Genomic DNA, 15,787 nt, shown 5'->3' with positions numbered 1-15,787 from the left:
GAAAGCGCCTGCTCAAAGTACGGTTCTGTTCTTCCTTCCAAGGCTTTTTGCGGAGAAGTGATTCCGCTTTACGGATGAATGCGTTACAAGAAGCCAATTGTGCAGGAGGATCACATGCCGCTTCTTTCGGTCTTCGCCGTTTATTTCATCGTCTGGTGGACGGTGCTTTTTGTTGTGTTGCCGATTGGACTTCGCACCCAGGCGGAAGACGGCGACGTGGCGCTTGGCACCATCGCCAGCGCGCCATCCCGCTTCCGAGGCGGCCGCATCGTTCTGTGGACAACACTGATATCTGCCCTGATCTGTGGTGTGTGGTACGGCGGATCCTGGTGGTTCGGCTTCAGCCTCGACGATCTCCCGAGAATTGTCCCCGTTTACGACTGAAGTCTCGAAGCTTCATTCCACTGAGTTCGTGACCTGGAAAACGTCACTCCGTTACGTTTACAACGTATCGAGTGCATTCCACCTCAAAACCGGGATGACTGAAAATACGGCAGCTCTGTCCGTGTCGCCGCAAGGCGTATCTGAGGGTGTCATATGGATGTCATCTCTGTCGTGCACACAGCATAAGCGTATTGGGCGGCTGATTCACCGTCACAATTTTACCGGAATAGCCCGCCGGGGCATTGTCGTGTGCTGAGATCAAAAAAAAACAAGGCCTTTCAGCCTTGTTTTTCAGGTTTCGCGTGATCTGTAACCGTTGCCGGGGCAGCGACTAGCGCGCCTAAGATCTGATCCTCCCAAGACTGACCGCGAAAATGACAAGAATTTAAACTTCTTGCCTCTTTTGTAAGCTAAAGCTAGCTCAATCACCCATGCTTGTCATCTCATTTTTTGCATATTTGTTACAGTCGGCAAAAAATTCTCTGTGGTGCAATTTGTCGCACCGGATCAAGAATAATATTCCGGTCAAAGCGTTTTGACGCGAATTAGCTATCTCGAAAATGCCACGAAATCGCCTTCAACCCTCTTTTCATGGCGGGTTTTCTTCTTGGCGGGAAACGGCTATATCCGGCGCCAATATCCCTTTATTCGGGGCGATTCCCGCGCCTTTGCGCGCTGTCGTCCACATCAATGGAATCCGTCATGCGTCTCAGCCGTTATTTCATGCCCATCCTGAAGGAAAATCCCAAGGAAGCGGAGATCGTCTCCCACCGCCTGATGTTGCGTGCGGGCATGATCCGGCAGCAATCGGCTGGCATTTATTCCTGGCTGCCGCTCGGCAAGCGCGTGCTGGACAAGGTCAACAGGATCATCCGCCAGGAGCAGGACCGTTCCGGCGCCATCGAGCTTTTAATGCCGACCCTGCAGACCGCCGAACTCTGGCAGGAAAGCGGCCGTTATGACGATTACGGCAAGGAAATGCTGCGCATCAAGGACCGCCAGGACCGCCAGATGCTGTATGGCCCCACCAATGAGGAGATGATCACCGACATCTTCCGTTCCTATGTGAAGTCCTACAAGAACCTGCCGCTGAACCTTTATCATATCCAGCTGAAGTTCCGCGACGAGGTGCGTCCGCGTTTCGGCACCATGCGTTCACGTGAGTTCCTGATGAAGGACGCCTATTCCTTCGACCTGACCAAGGAAGACGCGATCCACTCCTACAACAAGATGTTCGTGGCTTACCTGCGCACTTTCGAGCGCCTTGGCCTGCGCGCCATTCCCATGCGTGCCGATACCGGCCCCATCGGCGGCAACCACAGCCACGAATTTATCATTCTGGCCGATACCGGTGAATCCGAGGTCTTCTGCCACAAGAGCTTCCTCGACCGTGCCATCCCGGCTGAAAATACCGACTTCGACGATGTCGCAGCCCTTCAGGGTGTATTCGACGAGTGGACTGCCGATTATGCCGCCACCTCCGAAATGCATGACGAAGCAGCCTATGATGCCATTCCCGATGGTGAGCGTCTTTCGGCACGCGGTATCGAAGTTGGTCACATCTTCTATTTCGGCACCAAATATTCCGAGCCGATGGGCGCGAAAGTGCAGGGCAAGGACGGCAAGGAACACCCTGTCCACATGGGTTCCTATGGCATTGGCCCGACACGCCTTGTTCCCGCCATCATTGAAGCATCGCATGATGAGAACGGAATCATCTGGCCGGCCTCGGTCGCGCCTTTTGATGTTGTCATTATCAACATGAAGGCTGGCGATGCGGCCTGTGATGCGGCTTGCGAAAAGCTGTATTATCAGCTCTCCAACGCCGGCAAGGATGTTCTTTACGACGATACCGACGACCGCGCGGGCCAGAAATTCGCCACCGCCGATCTGATCGGTGTGCCGATGCAGATCATCGTCGGCCCGCGTTCTGTTGCGAACGGCGAAGTCGAAGTGAAGGACCGCAAGACCGGCGAACGTGAAACCGTCACAATCGAGGCGGCAATGAACAAGGCGCTTGGCTAAGCGCGAACGGAAAGATGGGAGCGGCCTTCATGCGAAGACCGCTCCGGTTTTATGGCGCAGGCGCCGCTACGATTGGGACCGATCTTTGGAAAAGACCGATCTTGCAAATTGAGATCAGGGAGACGACATGGCAAAAGCCGATGCTGACAAGGGTGCGGCTCCTTCCGCCCGGGAAAAGACCGCCCGGCCTTTTTCCGCTTTTGAACGCATGGTGGCATGGCGCTATCTGCGGTCGCGGCGCAAGGAAGCGTTCATTTCCGTCATCGCCGGTTTTTCTTTTGTCGGCATCATGCTGGGCGTTGCAACGCTCATCATCGTCATGGCTGTCATGAATGGTTTCCGTACCGAGCTGATTTCGCGCATTCTCGGCATTAATGGCCATATGATCGTCCAGCCGATCGATCAGCCCTTCAATAATTATGATGAGCTGGCGAAGAGGTTTTCCGCCGTGCCGGGCGTCACCATGGCCCTGCCGCTGGTGGAAGGCCAGACATTGGCCTCCGGCCGTGGCGGCGCAGGCTCCGGCGCGCTGGTGCGCGGTGTGCGCCAGGAGGATATCGACAAGATCAAGGAAGTCGCCAGCAACATCAAGACCGGCGATCTCGTCGGCTTCATGGCAGGCGATGGCGTTCTGGTCGGCTCCAGGCTTGCCGCGCAGCTTGGCGTGACGGCGGGAGATGACATCACCCTCATTTCGCCGGAAGGCGACGTGACGCCGATGGGCGTCAATCCGCGCGTCAAGTCCTACAAGATCTCAGGCGTCTTCGAGATCGGCATGTCGGAATATGATGCGTCGATGATCTATATGCCGCTGTCCGAAGCCCAGCTTTATTTCAATGCCGACGGCATCGTGCAATCCATCGAGCTTTATGTCAGCCGCCCTGATGACGTTGACGGCATCCGGCCGCTGGTGGAGCAGGCGGCAGAACGGCAGATTTATATCACCGACTGGCGACAGCGGAACCAGACCTTCTTTTCCGCCCTGCAGGTGGAACGAAACGTGATGTTCATGATCCTGACGCTCATCGTTCTGGTGGCGGCGCTGAACATCATTTCCGGCCTCATCATGCTGGTGAAGGACAAGGGCAGCGATATCGCCATTCTGCGCACCATGGGGGCCAGTTCCGGCGCGGTCATGCGAATCTTCTTCATGACCGGGGCGGCCATCGGCACGGTCGGCACCTTTGCCGGGGTGGCGCTGGGCGTCATCGTCTGCCTCAATGTGGAATCCATCCGGCAGTTCTTTTCCTGGATATCCGGCACGGTTCTGTTTGACCCGCAGCTTTATTTCCTCAGCCAGTTGCCGGCCGAAATGGATTTGAGCGAGACCATCACCGTCGTCATCATGGCGCTGACGCTTTCTTTCCTGGCAACGATCTTCCCAGCATGGCGGGCCTCCAAGCTCGATCCGGTGCAGGCCCTGCGTTACGAATAAGGACCGCTTCGCAATATGGCAAAAAAAACAGTGCTGCGGCTTACCGGCGTGGAACGGACCTATGGTCAGGGTGAAACGTCGCTTTCCATTCTGCGCAAGGCCGATTTTGAATTGAGAAGCGGTGAGATGGTGGCGCTCGTCGCCCCCTCCGGTACCGGAAAATCCACACTGCTTCATCTGGCGGGGCTTCTGGAACATCCTGACGCGGGTGAGGTTTTCATCAACGGCGCGCCATGCAACGGGCTTCCGGATGAAACCCGCACGGCGATCCGTCGCAGCGATATCGGCTTCGTCTATCAGTTCCATCACCTCCTGCCGGAGTTTTCGGCGGTGGAAAATGTAATGATGCCGCAGCTCATCGCCGGTCTGACGCAGGCTGAGGCGCGCAAGCGCGCGAGCGCCCTGCTGGATTACATGCGCGTCGGCCATCGCGGCGAACATCGCCCGGCCGAACTTTCCGGCGGCGAGCAGCAGCGCGTGGCGATTGCGCGCGCGGTTGCCAATGCGCCGCTTCTGCTGCTTGCGGATGAGCCGACCGGCAACCTCGATCCCGAGACCGCGCATTATGTTTTCGATGCGCTGGAGGCCCTGGTGCGCCAGTCCGGCCTTGCGGCGATGATCGCCACCCATAACCACGACCTCGCTGCCCGCATGGACCGACGGGTAACGCTTGCAGACGGCAAGATCGTCGACTTCTGATCGTGACGGCATAAGGCGACCGTCGCGAAGCCTTATGCGATCTGCTCCGAAGCGGTGAGTCTCTTCGCCCTTGCGTCTTCGGGAAGACCCGCTCGTCCTTCCACAATTGAATTTTTGAGAACCCGGAGGTGTTTTTGCCTTCGGTTTTTTTTGCTTTGGAGTCAGGGGCTTGCCGATCATGCGAGCGGAACCGCAGCTGATTCTGCGGCGTTAACAAGAGGAATACCAGCAAAACCCTGTTGACAATCGAACAAAATGAGAACAAAGTTGGAACATAACGAGTAAGGAGAGACCAATGACTGATTTCATCCGTGACGTTGCCGCTTTCGCCTCCATCGCTGTCTTTGTTGCCAGCTTTTCGGTGATCCTCACTGCCCTGTGAAGGAAACGCCGGCGCAGAAGCCTGTATGGAGGCCGCAAGGCTGTAGACTTTAAGCGCCGGAAATCGGAAAATCGCCCCCTCGATTCAGAATGACAGGACGACGATATGGGCGATACGGTTGTGCGTGGAGAAAACTCTGACGAAACGCTGAAAACGCCTGGTTTCGTCCATCTGCGGGTTCATTCCGCTTACTCCCTGCTTGAGGGGGCGTTACCCCTCAAGAAAATCATGTCCAAGGCCGTCGCGGACGGCCAGCCGGCAATTGCCATCACCGATACCAACAATCTTTTCGTTGCGCTGGAGTTTTCCGAAAAAGCGCGCGACGAAGGTTTGCAGCCGATCATCGGTTGTCAGGTGTCGATCGACATGCAGGATGCGGCGGAGGACCGCCGCAATCATAATAGTCATCTTGCAAAACTCCCCGCCATCGTGCTTCTGGCCGCCAATGCCGAAGGTTACGAGCGGCTGGTGGATCTGATCAGCCGCGCCTATCTGGAAGGCGAGGGTAGCGGCGGACATTCCGTGCATATTACCCGCGCGTGGCTGGAAGAAGCCTCCAATGCCGGGCTCATCGCGCTGACGGGCGCTACTGGCGGTCCTGTCGATATGGCGCTGAAGGAAGGCCATGCCGCGCAGGCCAAAGAGCGCCTGCTGGCGCTGAAGTCGCTCTTCGGTGACAGGCTCTATGTCGAATTGCAGCGTCAGTCCGGTTATGACCGTTCCCATGAGCGACGCATGATCGGCCTTGCTTATGACAATGATATTCCGCTGGTCGCTACCAACGAGGCTTTTTTCCCTTCCAAGGCCGATTATGAGGCGCATGACGCACTGATGGCGGTGGCGCATAATGCCATCGTTTCCGATGACAGCCGCTTCCGCCTGACGCCCGATCATTATCTGAAAAGCCGGCAGGAGATGACGGCGCTGTTTGCCGACATTCCCGAGGCGCTGGAAAACACTATCGAGATTGCGCTCCGCTGCTCTTATGTGCTGAAGAAGCGCGGACCCATCCTGCCGCGTTTCACCGGCGCCAGCGAAGACCCGGAAGCGGCGGAACATGCCGAAACCGAGGAGCTTCGCCGCCAGGCGGTGGAGGGGCTGGATCAGCGGCTTGCCGCGCTCGGCATGTCGCCCGGCTATACGGAACAGGATTATCGCGAGAGACTGGATTTCGAACTCGGCGTCATCTCGCGCATGAAGTTCCCCGGTTACTTCCTGATCGTTGCCGACTTCATCAAATGGGCCAAGCAGCAGGATATTCCGGTCGGCCCTGGCCGTGGTTCGGGCGCCGGCTCGCTTGTGGCTTATGCACTGACCATTACCGATGTCGATCCGTTGCGTTTCTCATTGCTGTTCGAGCGATTCCTCAATCCCGAACGTGTATCGATGCCTGACTTCGATATCGACTTCTGCCAGGACCGGCGCGAAGAGGTGATCCGCTACGTGCAGCGCAAATATGGCCGCGAACAGGTGGCGCAGATCATCACCTTCGGTTCGCTGCAGGCGCGCGCGGCGTTGCGCGATGTCGGCCGCGTGCTGGAAATGCCCTATGGGCAGGTGGACAAGATCTGCAAGCTGGTGCCCAACAACCCGGCCAATCCGACACCGCTGTCAAAGGCCATCGAGGAAGAGCCGCGCCTGCAGGAAGAGGCAGACAAGGAACCCGTCGTCGCTCGCCTCCTGGATATCGCCCAGAAGATCGAGGGGCTTTATCGCCATGCTTCCACCCACGCCGCTGGTATCGTCATCGGCGACCGGCCGCTGTCGAAGCTGGTGCCGATGTATCGCGATCCGCGGTCCGATATGCCGGTTACCCAGTTCAACATGAAATGGGTGGAAAGCGCCGGTCTCGTCAAATTCGACTTCCTCGGCCTGAAGACGCTGACGGTATTGAAGGTCGCCGTGGATTTCGTCGCCAAGCGCGGCATCAAGGTCGATCTTGCCGCCATTCCGCTGGAGGACACGAAAACCTACGAGATGTTGTCGCGCGGCGAGACCATCGGCGTGTTCCAGGTGGAAAGTGCGGGCATGCGCAAGGCGCTGATCGGCATGCGCCCGGACTGCATCGAGGATATCATCGCGCTGGTGGCGCTTTATCGTCCGGGCCCGATGGAAAACATCCCGGTCTATAATGCCCGCAAACATGGCGAGGAGGAGCTGGAGTCCATCCATCCGACCATCGACCATCTGCTGAAGGAAACGCAGGGTGTTATCGTCTATCAGGAACAGGTGATGCAGATCGCCCAGGTCCTGTCAGGTTATTCGCTTGGCGAAGCCGATCTTCTGCGCCGCGCCATGGGCAAGAAGATCAAGGAGGAGATGGACCAGCAGCGCGAGCGTTTTGTCGATGGCGCCATCAGGAACGGCGTGTCGAAACCGCAGGCCAACACCATCTTCGACCTTCTGGCGAAGTTCGCCAATTACGGCTTCAACAAGAGCCACGCCGCCGCCTACGCCATCGTGTCCTACCAGACCGCCTATATGAAGGCGCATTATCCGGTGGAGTTCCTGGCGGCGTCCATGACGCTCGATATGGCGAACACGGAAAAGCTCAACGATTTTCGGCAGGATGCCGGCCGCCTCGGCATCGAGGTCGTCGCGCCTTCGGTACAGACGTCTTTCCGCCAGTTCGAGACCGGTGAAAACCGCATCTATTATTCGCTGGCCGCCATCAAGGGCGTCGGCGAGGGCGCGGTCGAACATATCGTCGAAGTGCGCGGCGACAAGCCGTTCACGAGCCTTGAGGATTTCTGCCTGCGTATCGATCCCAAACAGATCAACCGGCGTGTTCTGGAAAGTCTTATCAATGCCGGCGGCTTCGACTGTTTCGGCCGCGATCGCGCCGAACTGATTGGCGGGCTCGACCGCATCATCGGTTATGCGCAGATGGCGCAGAACAACCGCACCATCGGCCAGTCGGACATGTTCGGTTCCGGTGGTGGAAACGGCCCGGAAAAACTGGTGCTGCCGGCTTTCCAGCCCTGGCTCGCCTCGGAAAAGCTGTTGCGTGAATATCAGGTGCTCGGGTTCTACCTCACAGCCCATCCGCTCGATACCTATCGCCCCGTGCTGGAAAAGTTGCGCGTGCAGAATTTCGCGGATTTTTCGGCGGCGGTGAAGCAGGGTGCGACCGCCGGGCGTCTGGCTGGCACCGTCACCGGCAAGCAGGAGCGCAAGACCCGCACCGGCAACAAGATGGGTATCGTCACCTTCTCGGATGCGTCAGGGCAATATGAGGCGGTGCTGTTTTCCGAAGGGCTCGCTCAGTTCCGTGATCTGCTCGAGGTCGGCAAATCGCTTGTCATCACCGTGCAGGCGGAAGAACGCCCGGAAGGCATCGGTCTGCGCATCCAGACGGCTCAGTCGCTGGAGGAGAAGTCGGTGCAGATGCAGAAGGCTCTGCGCGTCTATGTGCGCGATTCCGGCCCACTAAAAACCGTCGCCCGCCACCTCAACACCAAGGGTGACGGGTCGGTCTATTTCATCGTCATCAAAGATGAAGGCAGCCGCGAGATTGAGGTGGAACTGACGGAGAAATACCGCATTTCCCCGGAAATCGCCGCAGCCCTGCGTGCCGCTCCCGGCGTCGTCGATGTGGAACTGGTTTAAGAGTTCAGACGCTCACGCGTTCCTCAAACCGGCCCTTCTTTCGTCACGGTAATGAAATCCGTTCCGGCTCCTGTCTCCATCTGGTGACTGAGGTCGGAAACGGTGATCGAGCTGCCGGTTGAAAGCTCCTGTTCAATGCGGGAGCGAATGTCTGTCGGTATGTCGAGACGGCCAAGCACGGCACTCAATTGATCGAAGCCGCCCGGCGCTTCGGCAATGGTAATGCCAAGTCGCTTTCGGGCTGCGTTGGGCAGATGGTTTTCGAGCGTCACGCCGTTCCACTCGGCGGTTCCGGCTGCGCGATCCACGGTAACAGCCTCGAAGAAATGGGTTCCGAGCGCAACTTCGGGATCCCTGATGTCGATGGGCGCCTCAAATAGCGGTTTGAAATCCTGCCGCACCATGATCTGGCCATTCGGTGGGTGGTTTTCACCGGCGGATTCGTAAAGCGCCGTCACGAAGGCGTCGGTCAGAAGCGGCCCGGTGGTTTTTAACCCCTTCCAGCGCTTGAAACCGTTCACGGCGCTTACCGTCATCTCCCCGGCATAACCATCCGCTGAGCCGGCGTCGAAGCCAAGACGGGTCAAGACGGCCTGAATATCCATCACCCTTTCCCGCTCGCCACGCCGGGTGATGAGTATGCGCAGGGGCGAGGCGGCCTTGGCCTTCACCGCCGGTTTAAGCGCCTGCGTCTTTTCATTGATGGCAACTTCGACGGTGCCCAAAGCCGCATCGAAGGTCGCGGGGCGCAGTTCCACATCCGATAAAAGCAGCTTGCCGTCATCAGCATCGTCGCGTGGTTCAAACAACGCCGGATGCTGCACGAAACGCAGTGAAACCGGGCGGTCGGTGATGATGACATGCACGCCGGCCTGGGTGTCGCCAAAAAGTGACTTGGCGAATTTCGAAGGCAGGCGCACGCAGCCATGCGAAGCCGCATAGTTCGGAACCTTGCCTTCGTGCAGAGCAATGCCGGACCAAGTCAGCCGCTGCATGAAGGGCATGGGTGCGGCCGAATAGATATTCGACTCGTGGTATTTACGTTTTTCCAGAATGGAGAATATGCCGCTCGGCGTCTCGTGCCCGGCCTTGCCGGTGGAGACTTTCGAGGTGGCTATGATTTCGCCGTTTTCGTAAAGCGAAAGCGACTGGTCGCTTTTCGAAACGAGGATCTGCAGCGACCTGCTATCGGCGGCAAGCGCCGGGAAGGCAAGAATGCTGGCCGACAGCATGCCGGTCAGAAGACGGAGGCGGAGGGACATGACGCAATACACCACATGCACAAAACTGGCTCCACTCAACCACGCGAAGTTTAATGAAGCTTAAGGACGGTGCGGCTGCAACATCACTAATTTGTGTAAAATCTAAAATACATTGGCATCAAGTGGTGGAACGGCCGATGCGCGGTTCCCAAGGCCCACGATCAAACCGCTATTTGCGTGTGCCAAACGTGTAGCCGGTCTCGACGCTGCCTTTGCCGAACTTGTCGCGCAGCTTGTCCATCGCCGCTTCCGCCGCCGCCCGCCGCCCGGCCTGCCTGTCGACGAGATCGGGAGGATCGGCAAGGTCCGCATCGCGCAGATCGCTGACGCCAATGCCGAGCAGGCGGAATTTCGTGCCGTCGGTTTCCTTCTCCAACATCGAGAGACCGGTGCGGAAAATCCGGTCGGCAAGCTGGGTGGGGTCATCAAGCTTGCGGTTGCGGGTACGGATTTTAAAGTCGGCCGTCTTCATCTTCAGCACCACAGTCTGGCCGGCAATGCCGTTCTTCTTCAACCGCCATGCGACCTTTTCGGAAAGCGAGCGCAGGATCGGCACCAGATCCTCATGGCGGGAAATGTCGTTGAAGAAGGTCGTCTCGGAAGACACGCTTTTGACCGGATCGTTGTTGTGCACATGCCGCTCGTCAATGCCGCGCGAAAGCCTGAAGAGCCGTTGCCCCATCACGCCGTAACGGCGCATCAGATCGCCTTCTTCCATTTCCTGCAGCTGTGCGATCATGCGGATGCCGTCCGCCTCCAGCGTCGCAGCAAAGGCTCTGCCGACGCCCCAGATTGTGGTTACGGGCCGCGTGGCCAGAAAGGCAAGCGCTTCTGCCTCGCCAATCACCGAAAAACCGCGCGGCTTGTTGAGGTCGGATGCAACCTTGGCCAGAAACTTGCAGTAGGAAAGCCCGGCCGAGACGGTTACGCCGACTTCCTTTTCCACGCGCTTTGCAAATTTCGCCAGCACGCGCGCTGGCGGGTCATGATGCAGCCTCTCTGTGCCGGCGAGATCAAGAAAAGCTTCATCAATGGAAAGCGGCTGCACAAGCGGCGTCAATTCCTGCATCATCGCGCGGATTTCGCGCCCGACACGGGCATATTTCTCCATGTCGGGCTTGATGACCACCGCATCCGGGCAGGCTTCCAGCGCCTTGAACATCGGCATGGCGGAACGCACGCCCTGAATGCGGGCAATATAGCAGGCGGTCGAAACCACGCCCCGCTTGCCACCGCCGACGATGACCGGCTTGTCGGCAAGCTCCGGATTGTCGCGCTTTTCAACGGATGCATAGAAGGCGTCACAATCGATATGGGCGATGCTGAGATCGTAAAGCTCGTCATGATAGACGAGACGCGGGCTGCCGCAGGCGCGGCAACGCCTCAAACCCGCTGGCTGGCCAGCCAGGCAGTCGCGGCAGAAACCGGGATCATAGCGGTGCGACGTGGACATGGGGCGAAAACAAAACCAGAACGTCGCCGACCTTACTCCGGCGGTGGCCGCGGCTCAAGGGGTGACCGTCAATACTCCCCCGAATCCAGCCCCGGGCCGGAAAAATGATGCCAGGCGGCGGCCACCGTTTCGGGTGAGGTGTCGGTTGCCGCACAAAACGCCATGAGGTCCGGCTCGTGGCTCATCAGAAAATCGGTGAGGCCCGCCAGAAAGCCGGGATCGTTGACGGCTTGGCGCAGCATATTGGCCTGCAAGCCGCTCAGCGCCAGGAAACGCGCCAGCATGTCCGGTTCGTTTGCCAGCCAGCCAAGTATGGCGGCCGCCGTTTCTTGCGGATCTTTGCCGGCATTGCCTTTGTTTTTCGTATCGCGCAGCATTTCTTCCCCGAAGTTACCTATTTTGAAACCAAATCCCTCTAGCCTTGCGCAACAAATGGACGATGGAATCGGTTCTCTGGCAACTTATATGTCTGGATGAAGGTTTCAAAGCGAAACGGGGACTGCCCACCATGCCCAAACAGGTCATGATAGTCGAAGACAACGAGCTGAACATGAAGCTCTTTCGCGACCTGATCGAGGCGTCTGGTTATACGACGATCCAGACGCGCAACGGCATGGAAGCGCTGGACCTTGCCCGCAAGCACCGGCCGGACCTCATCCTCATGGATATTCAGCTGCCGGAAGTGTCGGGGCTGGAGGTGACGAAATGGCTGAAGGAAGATGACGAGCTGCACGTCATCCCGGTCATCGCCGTCACGGCCTTTGCCATGAAGGGCGATGAGGAACGGATTCGTCAGGGCGGATGTGAAGCCTACGTATCAAAGCCGATTTCCGTCCCGAAATTCATCGAAATCATCAAGACTTATCTGGGCGACGCCTAAGGCGGCTGGGGAACGGTTATGACGGCGAGAGTTCTGGTTGTTGACGACATTCCTGCCAATGTGAAGCTTCTCGAAGCGCGGCTTGTGGCGGAATATTTCGATGTCGTCACCGCCGAGGATGGTTTTAAGGCGCTGGCGATCTGCGACGAGGAGCAGGTCGATATTATCCTGCTCGACATCATGATGCCGGGCATGGATGGTTTCGAGGTCTGCGAAAGGCTGAAGGCCAACCCGAAGACGGCGCATATTCCCGTCGTCATGGTCACTGCGCTCGATCAGCCTTCCGACCGGGTGCGCGGCCTGAAGGCCGGCGCCGATGATTTTCTGACCAAGCCGGTCAACGACCTTCAGCTGATTGCCCGTGTCAAAAGCCTCGTGCGTCTGAAGGCTGTCAGTGACGAATTGCGGCTGCGCGCTGAAACCGCAAGGCAGATCGGCATCGAAGAGATGCTGCGTGCCGACGGCCTGATGCAGACGCCCGGCCGCGTGCTGGTCGCGGATGGCCGCGCCAGTTCGCAGGAACGGATCGTCAGGGCGCTGAAGCCGATCGCCGAGGTCGATGCCGTCACCGATCCGCAGGCGGCGCTGCTGAAAGCGGCGAGCAGCTCTTTCGAGCTTGTCATCGTCAATTCCAATTTCGAGGATTACGATCCGCTGCGATTGTGTTCACAGCTTCGCTCGCTGGAGCGCACCCGTTTCCTGCCGCTGCTTCTGGTGGCGGAGCAGGGGGCGGACGATATGGTGGCGCGTGCGCTCGATCTCGGCGTCAATGACTATATTCTGCGCCCGATCGATCCCAACGAACTTGTGGCCCGCTCACTGACACAGATAAGGCGCAAGCGTTACAACGAACACCTGCGGCTCAACCTGCAGCACACGATGGAACTTGCCATTGTCGACGCGCTGACCGGCCTCAACAATCGCCGTTATCTCGACAATCATCTCAAGATACTCTTTGACCGTGCCGCCGTGCGGGGCCGTCCGATTTCCATCTGCATGACCGACATAGACCGGTTCAAGCTGGTCAATGATACCTATGGCCACGATGTGGGCGATGAAGTGCTGCGCGAATTTGCAGCGCGCATCCGCAGCACGGTGCGCGGCGCTGATCTTGCCTGCCGTTACGGTGGCGAAGAATTCGTCGTGGTCATGCCCGATACGCCGATGGAGCTTGCCACGAGCGTCGCCGAGCGTCTGCGGGCGATCGTCGAAGACAAGCCTTTCTACGTCCGCTCCATCGACCGTGAACTGAGCATCACCGCCTCGCTTGGCATCGCCACCAGCAGCGGCGCTTTCGGGATGCCGGATGAGCTGTTGAAACAGGCCGACCGGGCGCTCTATGAGGCGAAACACGCCGGGCGCAACCGGGTGGTGGCTGCCGCCGCCTGAAAGCGGTCCGCATGCGTCTGACGCTGAAAACCATGTCGTCTTTTCGGGTTTATCGTCGTTCGAGGAGCTGAAAAGCCACCTCGGGAGGCTCAAGCCCCTGACCTCGCCTGTATTTTATCTTATTGCAATGAATAGGCGAAATTCTGCGGCTTTAATACAGTTCAAGTTGAAAAATATATTGAATTCAATCTCGCAGGAAACTATAGTGTGCCAGCGTTGTATATTTAACCATGTTTTCCGGGTTATGTATCGCTGGCTTAAGAATTTGTTGATTTTTATTTTACTTCTGCGCACACTCATTATCGAGAATAACAGTTCTTCCGGCGGTTTTTCCGTCTTGTGATGATGGAATGATGGCGGCTCATGCCGCTGCGGTTTCGCTCGTCAGGGGCTGGTATTGCGTATTTCGAATGCCCCATGATGCTCAGGTCCGCCGCATCTCCTGAATCGTGGGGTCGGTCGGCTGACGATGTCCGAATCGGTTCCTCGTGCCGTAATCACATCGTTGGCCGACCGCCTTATCCCGAAAAGCTTGTCTGACTGAGAAACAGGTTTACCCAGCGGCCCTGTGTTGTGGCTCCACGCCGTTAACGGCCACGCATCTATGGCGGAGGAGGGGTGAAGCGCAGGATCGCGGCGCAAGAAGCTTTGCCGGATTTGAGGAGCCTCCCGGCTGCCTTCCATATTCCCAAATTACGCATTTTCCCGACGCCAAAGCGTCACGCATTTCGCGGGGAATGTCTTTGTCGTCCACACGAACAAAGACCCGTCCATACAAACAAAAAACGCGCCCATTGGGCGCGCTTTTGCCGGAGAACCCGATCAAGAAAATTACTTGATCTTGGTTTCCTTGAATTCAACGTGCTTGCGTACAACCGGGTCGTACTTCGTCTTCGTCATCTTGTCCGTGAACGTACGGCTGTTCTTGGTGGTGACGTAGAAGGTACCGGTGTCGGCTGTCGACAGCAGCTTGATCTTGATTGTTGTAGCTTTCGCCATGGTCGTCCTGCCTTTAAACAAAAGAGAAGCCGCAGGCGCTTCTCACCTCGGCTAAATCTGGCGCGAAACTACGTATCGCGCCTGAAAAGTCAAGTCTGTTTTGCCCGGAAAACAAAACGGAACCCATAAAGCACCACGTAAAGCCCGAAAAATACGGCAAGCGCCCAGGCGAAACCGTCAGTGCCCGCGACATCCATGGAAATGCCGACGGCCTGCGGTCCCGCAATCGTACCCATGGCGTAACAGAAGATAAAGGCGGCATTGGCGGAGACCAGATCCGCGCCCTTTAGCCGTGATCCAAGGTGAGTGAGGCCGACGGTATACATGCCGGAGACGAGGCCCCCCCAGAACAGCAGGAGGGCCGCCACGAGGATCCAGCTGTCCACCAGCAGGGGCAGCGCCAGCGTGCCGCAAACGCCCGCAAAGGCCATCAGCGCCAGCATGGTGCGCCGATCCTTCATGCGGTCCGACAACAGGCCGATCGGTATCTGGAAGACCATGTTGCCAATGCCCATCACGGTCAGCAGCAGTGCGGCCTGCGATTCGTTGAAGCCTTCACGCGTGGCATAGATGGGAAAGAGCGACAGGCCACCGGCCTGCACCGAACCGAACACGAAAGCCGCCGCCGACGCCATGGGCACCAGCCAGACATAACGGGCGAAATGGTGGTTGGGCCGCTCGTCCAGCTCCGGACTTTCACCGCGCGCCATGAAGATCGGGATCGCGGCCAGAAGGATGATCGCCGCTCCGACGATAAACGGCAGGATGCCCTCGCTGCCAACCACGGAAAACAGCAACGGGCCGACCGCAAAACCGACCGCAAGGCCGGTGGCGTAGATGCCGAGCACCATGCCGCGTTTTTTCGGCGGTGCGGTCATGTTGATCCAGTATTCGGACAGGATGAACAGCGTCGTGGTGGCGCCGTGGAAAACGATTCGCAGTGGAAACCACATCCAGAAGGCGTCGGCGAAATAAAAGCCGAACGCGCTCACCGCTGAAATAACCACCGCAAACAGCATGGTTCGCGCCACGCCGAAATCATGGGCGATCTTGGAGGTCAGGGGGGCGGCCATCATCGCCGCGACGCCGGCCATCGCCGAATTCACCCCGATCATGGTGGAGGAGATGCCACGCTTCTCAAGGATGATCGACAGGAGCGGCAGGCCAAGACCGATGGCGACACCGACCGCACTGATGGCGGAAATCGCAGCGATCAGTGAGGGCCAGTGAATGGCGTCCGCTTCGCATTTCATTTGTGACATGACGGCCT

The 15,787-nt window shown here is 58.1% G+C and carries 12 protein-coding genes; 7 read left to right on the top strand and 5 right to left on the bottom strand.

Going from position 1 to position 15,787, the window contains the following annotated elements:
- Nucleotides 1-78 precede the first annotated feature (78 nt).
- The 5 genes from AKG12_RS08780 to dnaE all read left to right on the top strand — a co-directional run bounded on the left by AKG12_RS08780 (nucleotide 79) and on the right by dnaE (nucleotide 8,534).
- Nucleotides 79-384, top strand: a complete 306-nt coding sequence (locus tag AKG12_RS08780) for a DUF1467 family protein (protein ID WP_052818535.1) — start codon at nucleotides 79-81, stop codon at nucleotides 382-384.
- Between the two features lie 702 nt (nucleotides 385-1,086).
- Nucleotides 1,087-2,409 carry a proline--tRNA ligase gene (gene proS / locus AKG12_RS08775; RefSeq protein ID WP_046800376.1) on the top strand — a complete coding sequence of 441 codons (1,323 nt, stop codon included), beginning with the start codon at nucleotides 1,087-1,089 and terminating at the stop codon, nucleotides 2,407-2,409.
- A 127-nt stretch (nucleotides 2,410-2,536) separates the two neighbouring features.
- The gene (locus AKG12_RS08770; protein ID WP_052818534.1) at nucleotides 2,537-3,844 is read left to right on the top strand and encodes a lipoprotein-releasing ABC transporter permease subunit; all 1,308 of its coding nucleotides are present in this window, start codon (nucleotides 2,537-2,539) and stop codon (nucleotides 3,842-3,844) included.
- A gap of 15 nt (nucleotides 3,845-3,859) precedes the next feature.
- On the top strand, nucleotides 3,860-4,543 hold the full coding sequence (locus AKG12_RS08765) for an ABC transporter ATP-binding protein (protein WP_052818533.1): 684 nt from the start codon (nucleotides 3,860-3,862) through the stop codon (nucleotides 4,541-4,543).
- Between the two features lie 487 nt (nucleotides 4,544-5,030).
- Nucleotides 5,031-8,534, top strand: a complete 3,504-nt coding sequence (gene dnaE, locus AKG12_RS08760) for a DNA polymerase III subunit alpha (RefSeq protein WP_052818532.1) — start codon at nucleotides 5,031-5,033, stop codon at nucleotides 8,532-8,534.
- 23 nt (nucleotides 8,535-8,557) lie between these two features.
- Here dnaE and AKG12_RS08755 read toward each other — a convergent pair whose 3' ends face one another.
- The 3 genes from AKG12_RS08755 to AKG12_RS08745 all read right to left on the bottom strand — a co-directional run bounded on the left by AKG12_RS08755 (nucleotide 8,558) and on the right by AKG12_RS08745 (nucleotide 11,626).
- Nucleotides 8,558-9,796, bottom strand: coding sequence for a L,D-transpeptidase family protein (locus tag AKG12_RS08755; protein ID WP_052818531.1), 1,239 nt, complete (start codon nucleotides 9,794-9,796; stop codon nucleotides 8,558-8,560).
- Between the two features lie 169 nt (nucleotides 9,797-9,965).
- The gene (locus AKG12_RS08750; RefSeq protein ID WP_052818530.1) at nucleotides 9,966-11,249 is read right to left on the bottom strand and encodes a DNA polymerase IV; all 1,284 of its coding nucleotides are present in this window, start codon (nucleotides 11,247-11,249) and stop codon (nucleotides 9,966-9,968) included.
- 68 nt (nucleotides 11,250-11,317) lie between these two features.
- Complete coding sequence (locus AKG12_RS08745; protein WP_046800298.1) at nucleotides 11,318-11,626, bottom strand: DUF3572 domain-containing protein; 309 nt, start codon at nucleotides 11,624-11,626, stop codon at nucleotides 11,318-11,320.
- A 131-nt stretch (nucleotides 11,627-11,757) separates the two neighbouring features.
- Between AKG12_RS08745 and AKG12_RS08740 the strand changes: the two genes are divergently transcribed.
- Nucleotides 11,758-12,129 carry a response regulator gene (locus AKG12_RS08740; RefSeq protein ID WP_003496409.1) on the top strand — a complete coding sequence of 124 codons (372 nt, stop codon included), beginning with the start codon at nucleotides 11,758-11,760 and terminating at the stop codon, nucleotides 12,127-12,129.
- Between the two features lie 18 nt (nucleotides 12,130-12,147).
- The gene (locus AKG12_RS08735; RefSeq protein ID WP_046800297.1) at nucleotides 12,148-13,518 is read left to right on the top strand and encodes a PleD family two-component system response regulator; all 1,371 of its coding nucleotides are present in this window, start codon (nucleotides 12,148-12,150) and stop codon (nucleotides 13,516-13,518) included.
- Nucleotides 13,519-14,349: 831 nt separating this feature from the next.
- On the opposite strand, the gene rpmG is transcribed toward AKG12_RS08735, so the two are convergent.
- Entirely contained in the window at nucleotides 14,350-14,517 is a 168-nt protein-coding gene (gene rpmG / locus AKG12_RS08730; RefSeq protein ID WP_003496403.1) for a 50S ribosomal protein L33, read from the bottom strand.
- A gap of 89 nt (nucleotides 14,518-14,606) precedes the next feature.
- Nucleotides 14,607-15,770, bottom strand: coding sequence for an MFS transporter (locus AKG12_RS08725; protein ID WP_162249009.1), 1,164 nt, complete (start codon nucleotides 15,768-15,770; stop codon nucleotides 14,607-14,609).
- Between the last annotated feature and the right edge of the window lie 17 nt (nucleotides 15,771-15,787).

Source organism: Agrobacterium sp. SUL3 (assembly GCF_001263295.1).
GTDB classification, from domain to species: domain Bacteria; phylum Pseudomonadota; class Alphaproteobacteria; order Rhizobiales; family Rhizobiaceae; genus Agrobacterium; species Agrobacterium tomkonis.
Note: the sequence above shows the minus strand (reverse complement) of the source record. Positions and strands in the feature narration are given on the sequence as shown.

Coding starts and splice junctions, on each gene's coding strand:
- AKG12_RS08745 (WP_046800298.1), bottom strand. CDS start 11,626: ATGCTGCGCGATACGAAAAACAAAGGCAATGCCGGCAAAGATCCGCAA.
- AKG12_RS08750 (WP_052818530.1), bottom strand. CDS start 11,249: ATGTCCACGTCGCACCGCTATGATCCCGGTTTCTGCCGCGACTGCCTG.
- proS (WP_046800376.1), top strand. CDS start 1,087: ATGCGTCTCAGCCGTTATTTCATGCCCATCCTGAAGGAAAATCCCAAG.
- AKG12_RS08770 (WP_052818534.1), top strand. CDS start 2,537: ATGGCAAAAGCCGATGCTGACAAGGGTGCGGCTCCTTCCGCCCGGGAA.
- rpmG (WP_003496403.1), bottom strand. CDS start 14,517: ATGGCGAAAGCTACAACAATCAAGATCAAGCTGCTGTCGACAGCCGAC.
- AKG12_RS08735 (WP_046800297.1), top strand. CDS start 12,148: ATGACGGCGAGAGTTCTGGTTGTTGACGACATTCCTGCCAATGTGAAG.
- AKG12_RS08765 (WP_052818533.1), top strand. CDS start 3,860: ATGGCAAAAAAAACAGTGCTGCGGCTTACCGGCGTGGAACGGACCTAT.
- AKG12_RS08725 (WP_162249009.1), bottom strand. CDS start 15,770: ATGAAATGCGAAGCGGACGCCATTCACTGGCCCTCACTGATCGCTGCG.
- AKG12_RS08740 (WP_003496409.1), top strand. CDS start 11,758: ATGCCCAAACAGGTCATGATAGTCGAAGACAACGAGCTGAACATGAAG.
- AKG12_RS08755 (WP_052818531.1), bottom strand. CDS start 9,796: ATGTCCCTCCGCCTCCGTCTTCTGACCGGCATGCTGTCGGCCAGCATT.
- dnaE (WP_052818532.1), top strand. CDS start 5,031: ATGGGCGATACGGTTGTGCGTGGAGAAAACTCTGACGAAACGCTGAAA.
- AKG12_RS08780 (WP_052818535.1), top strand. CDS start 79: ATGCGTTACAAGAAGCCAATTGTGCAGGAGGATCACATGCCGCTTCTT.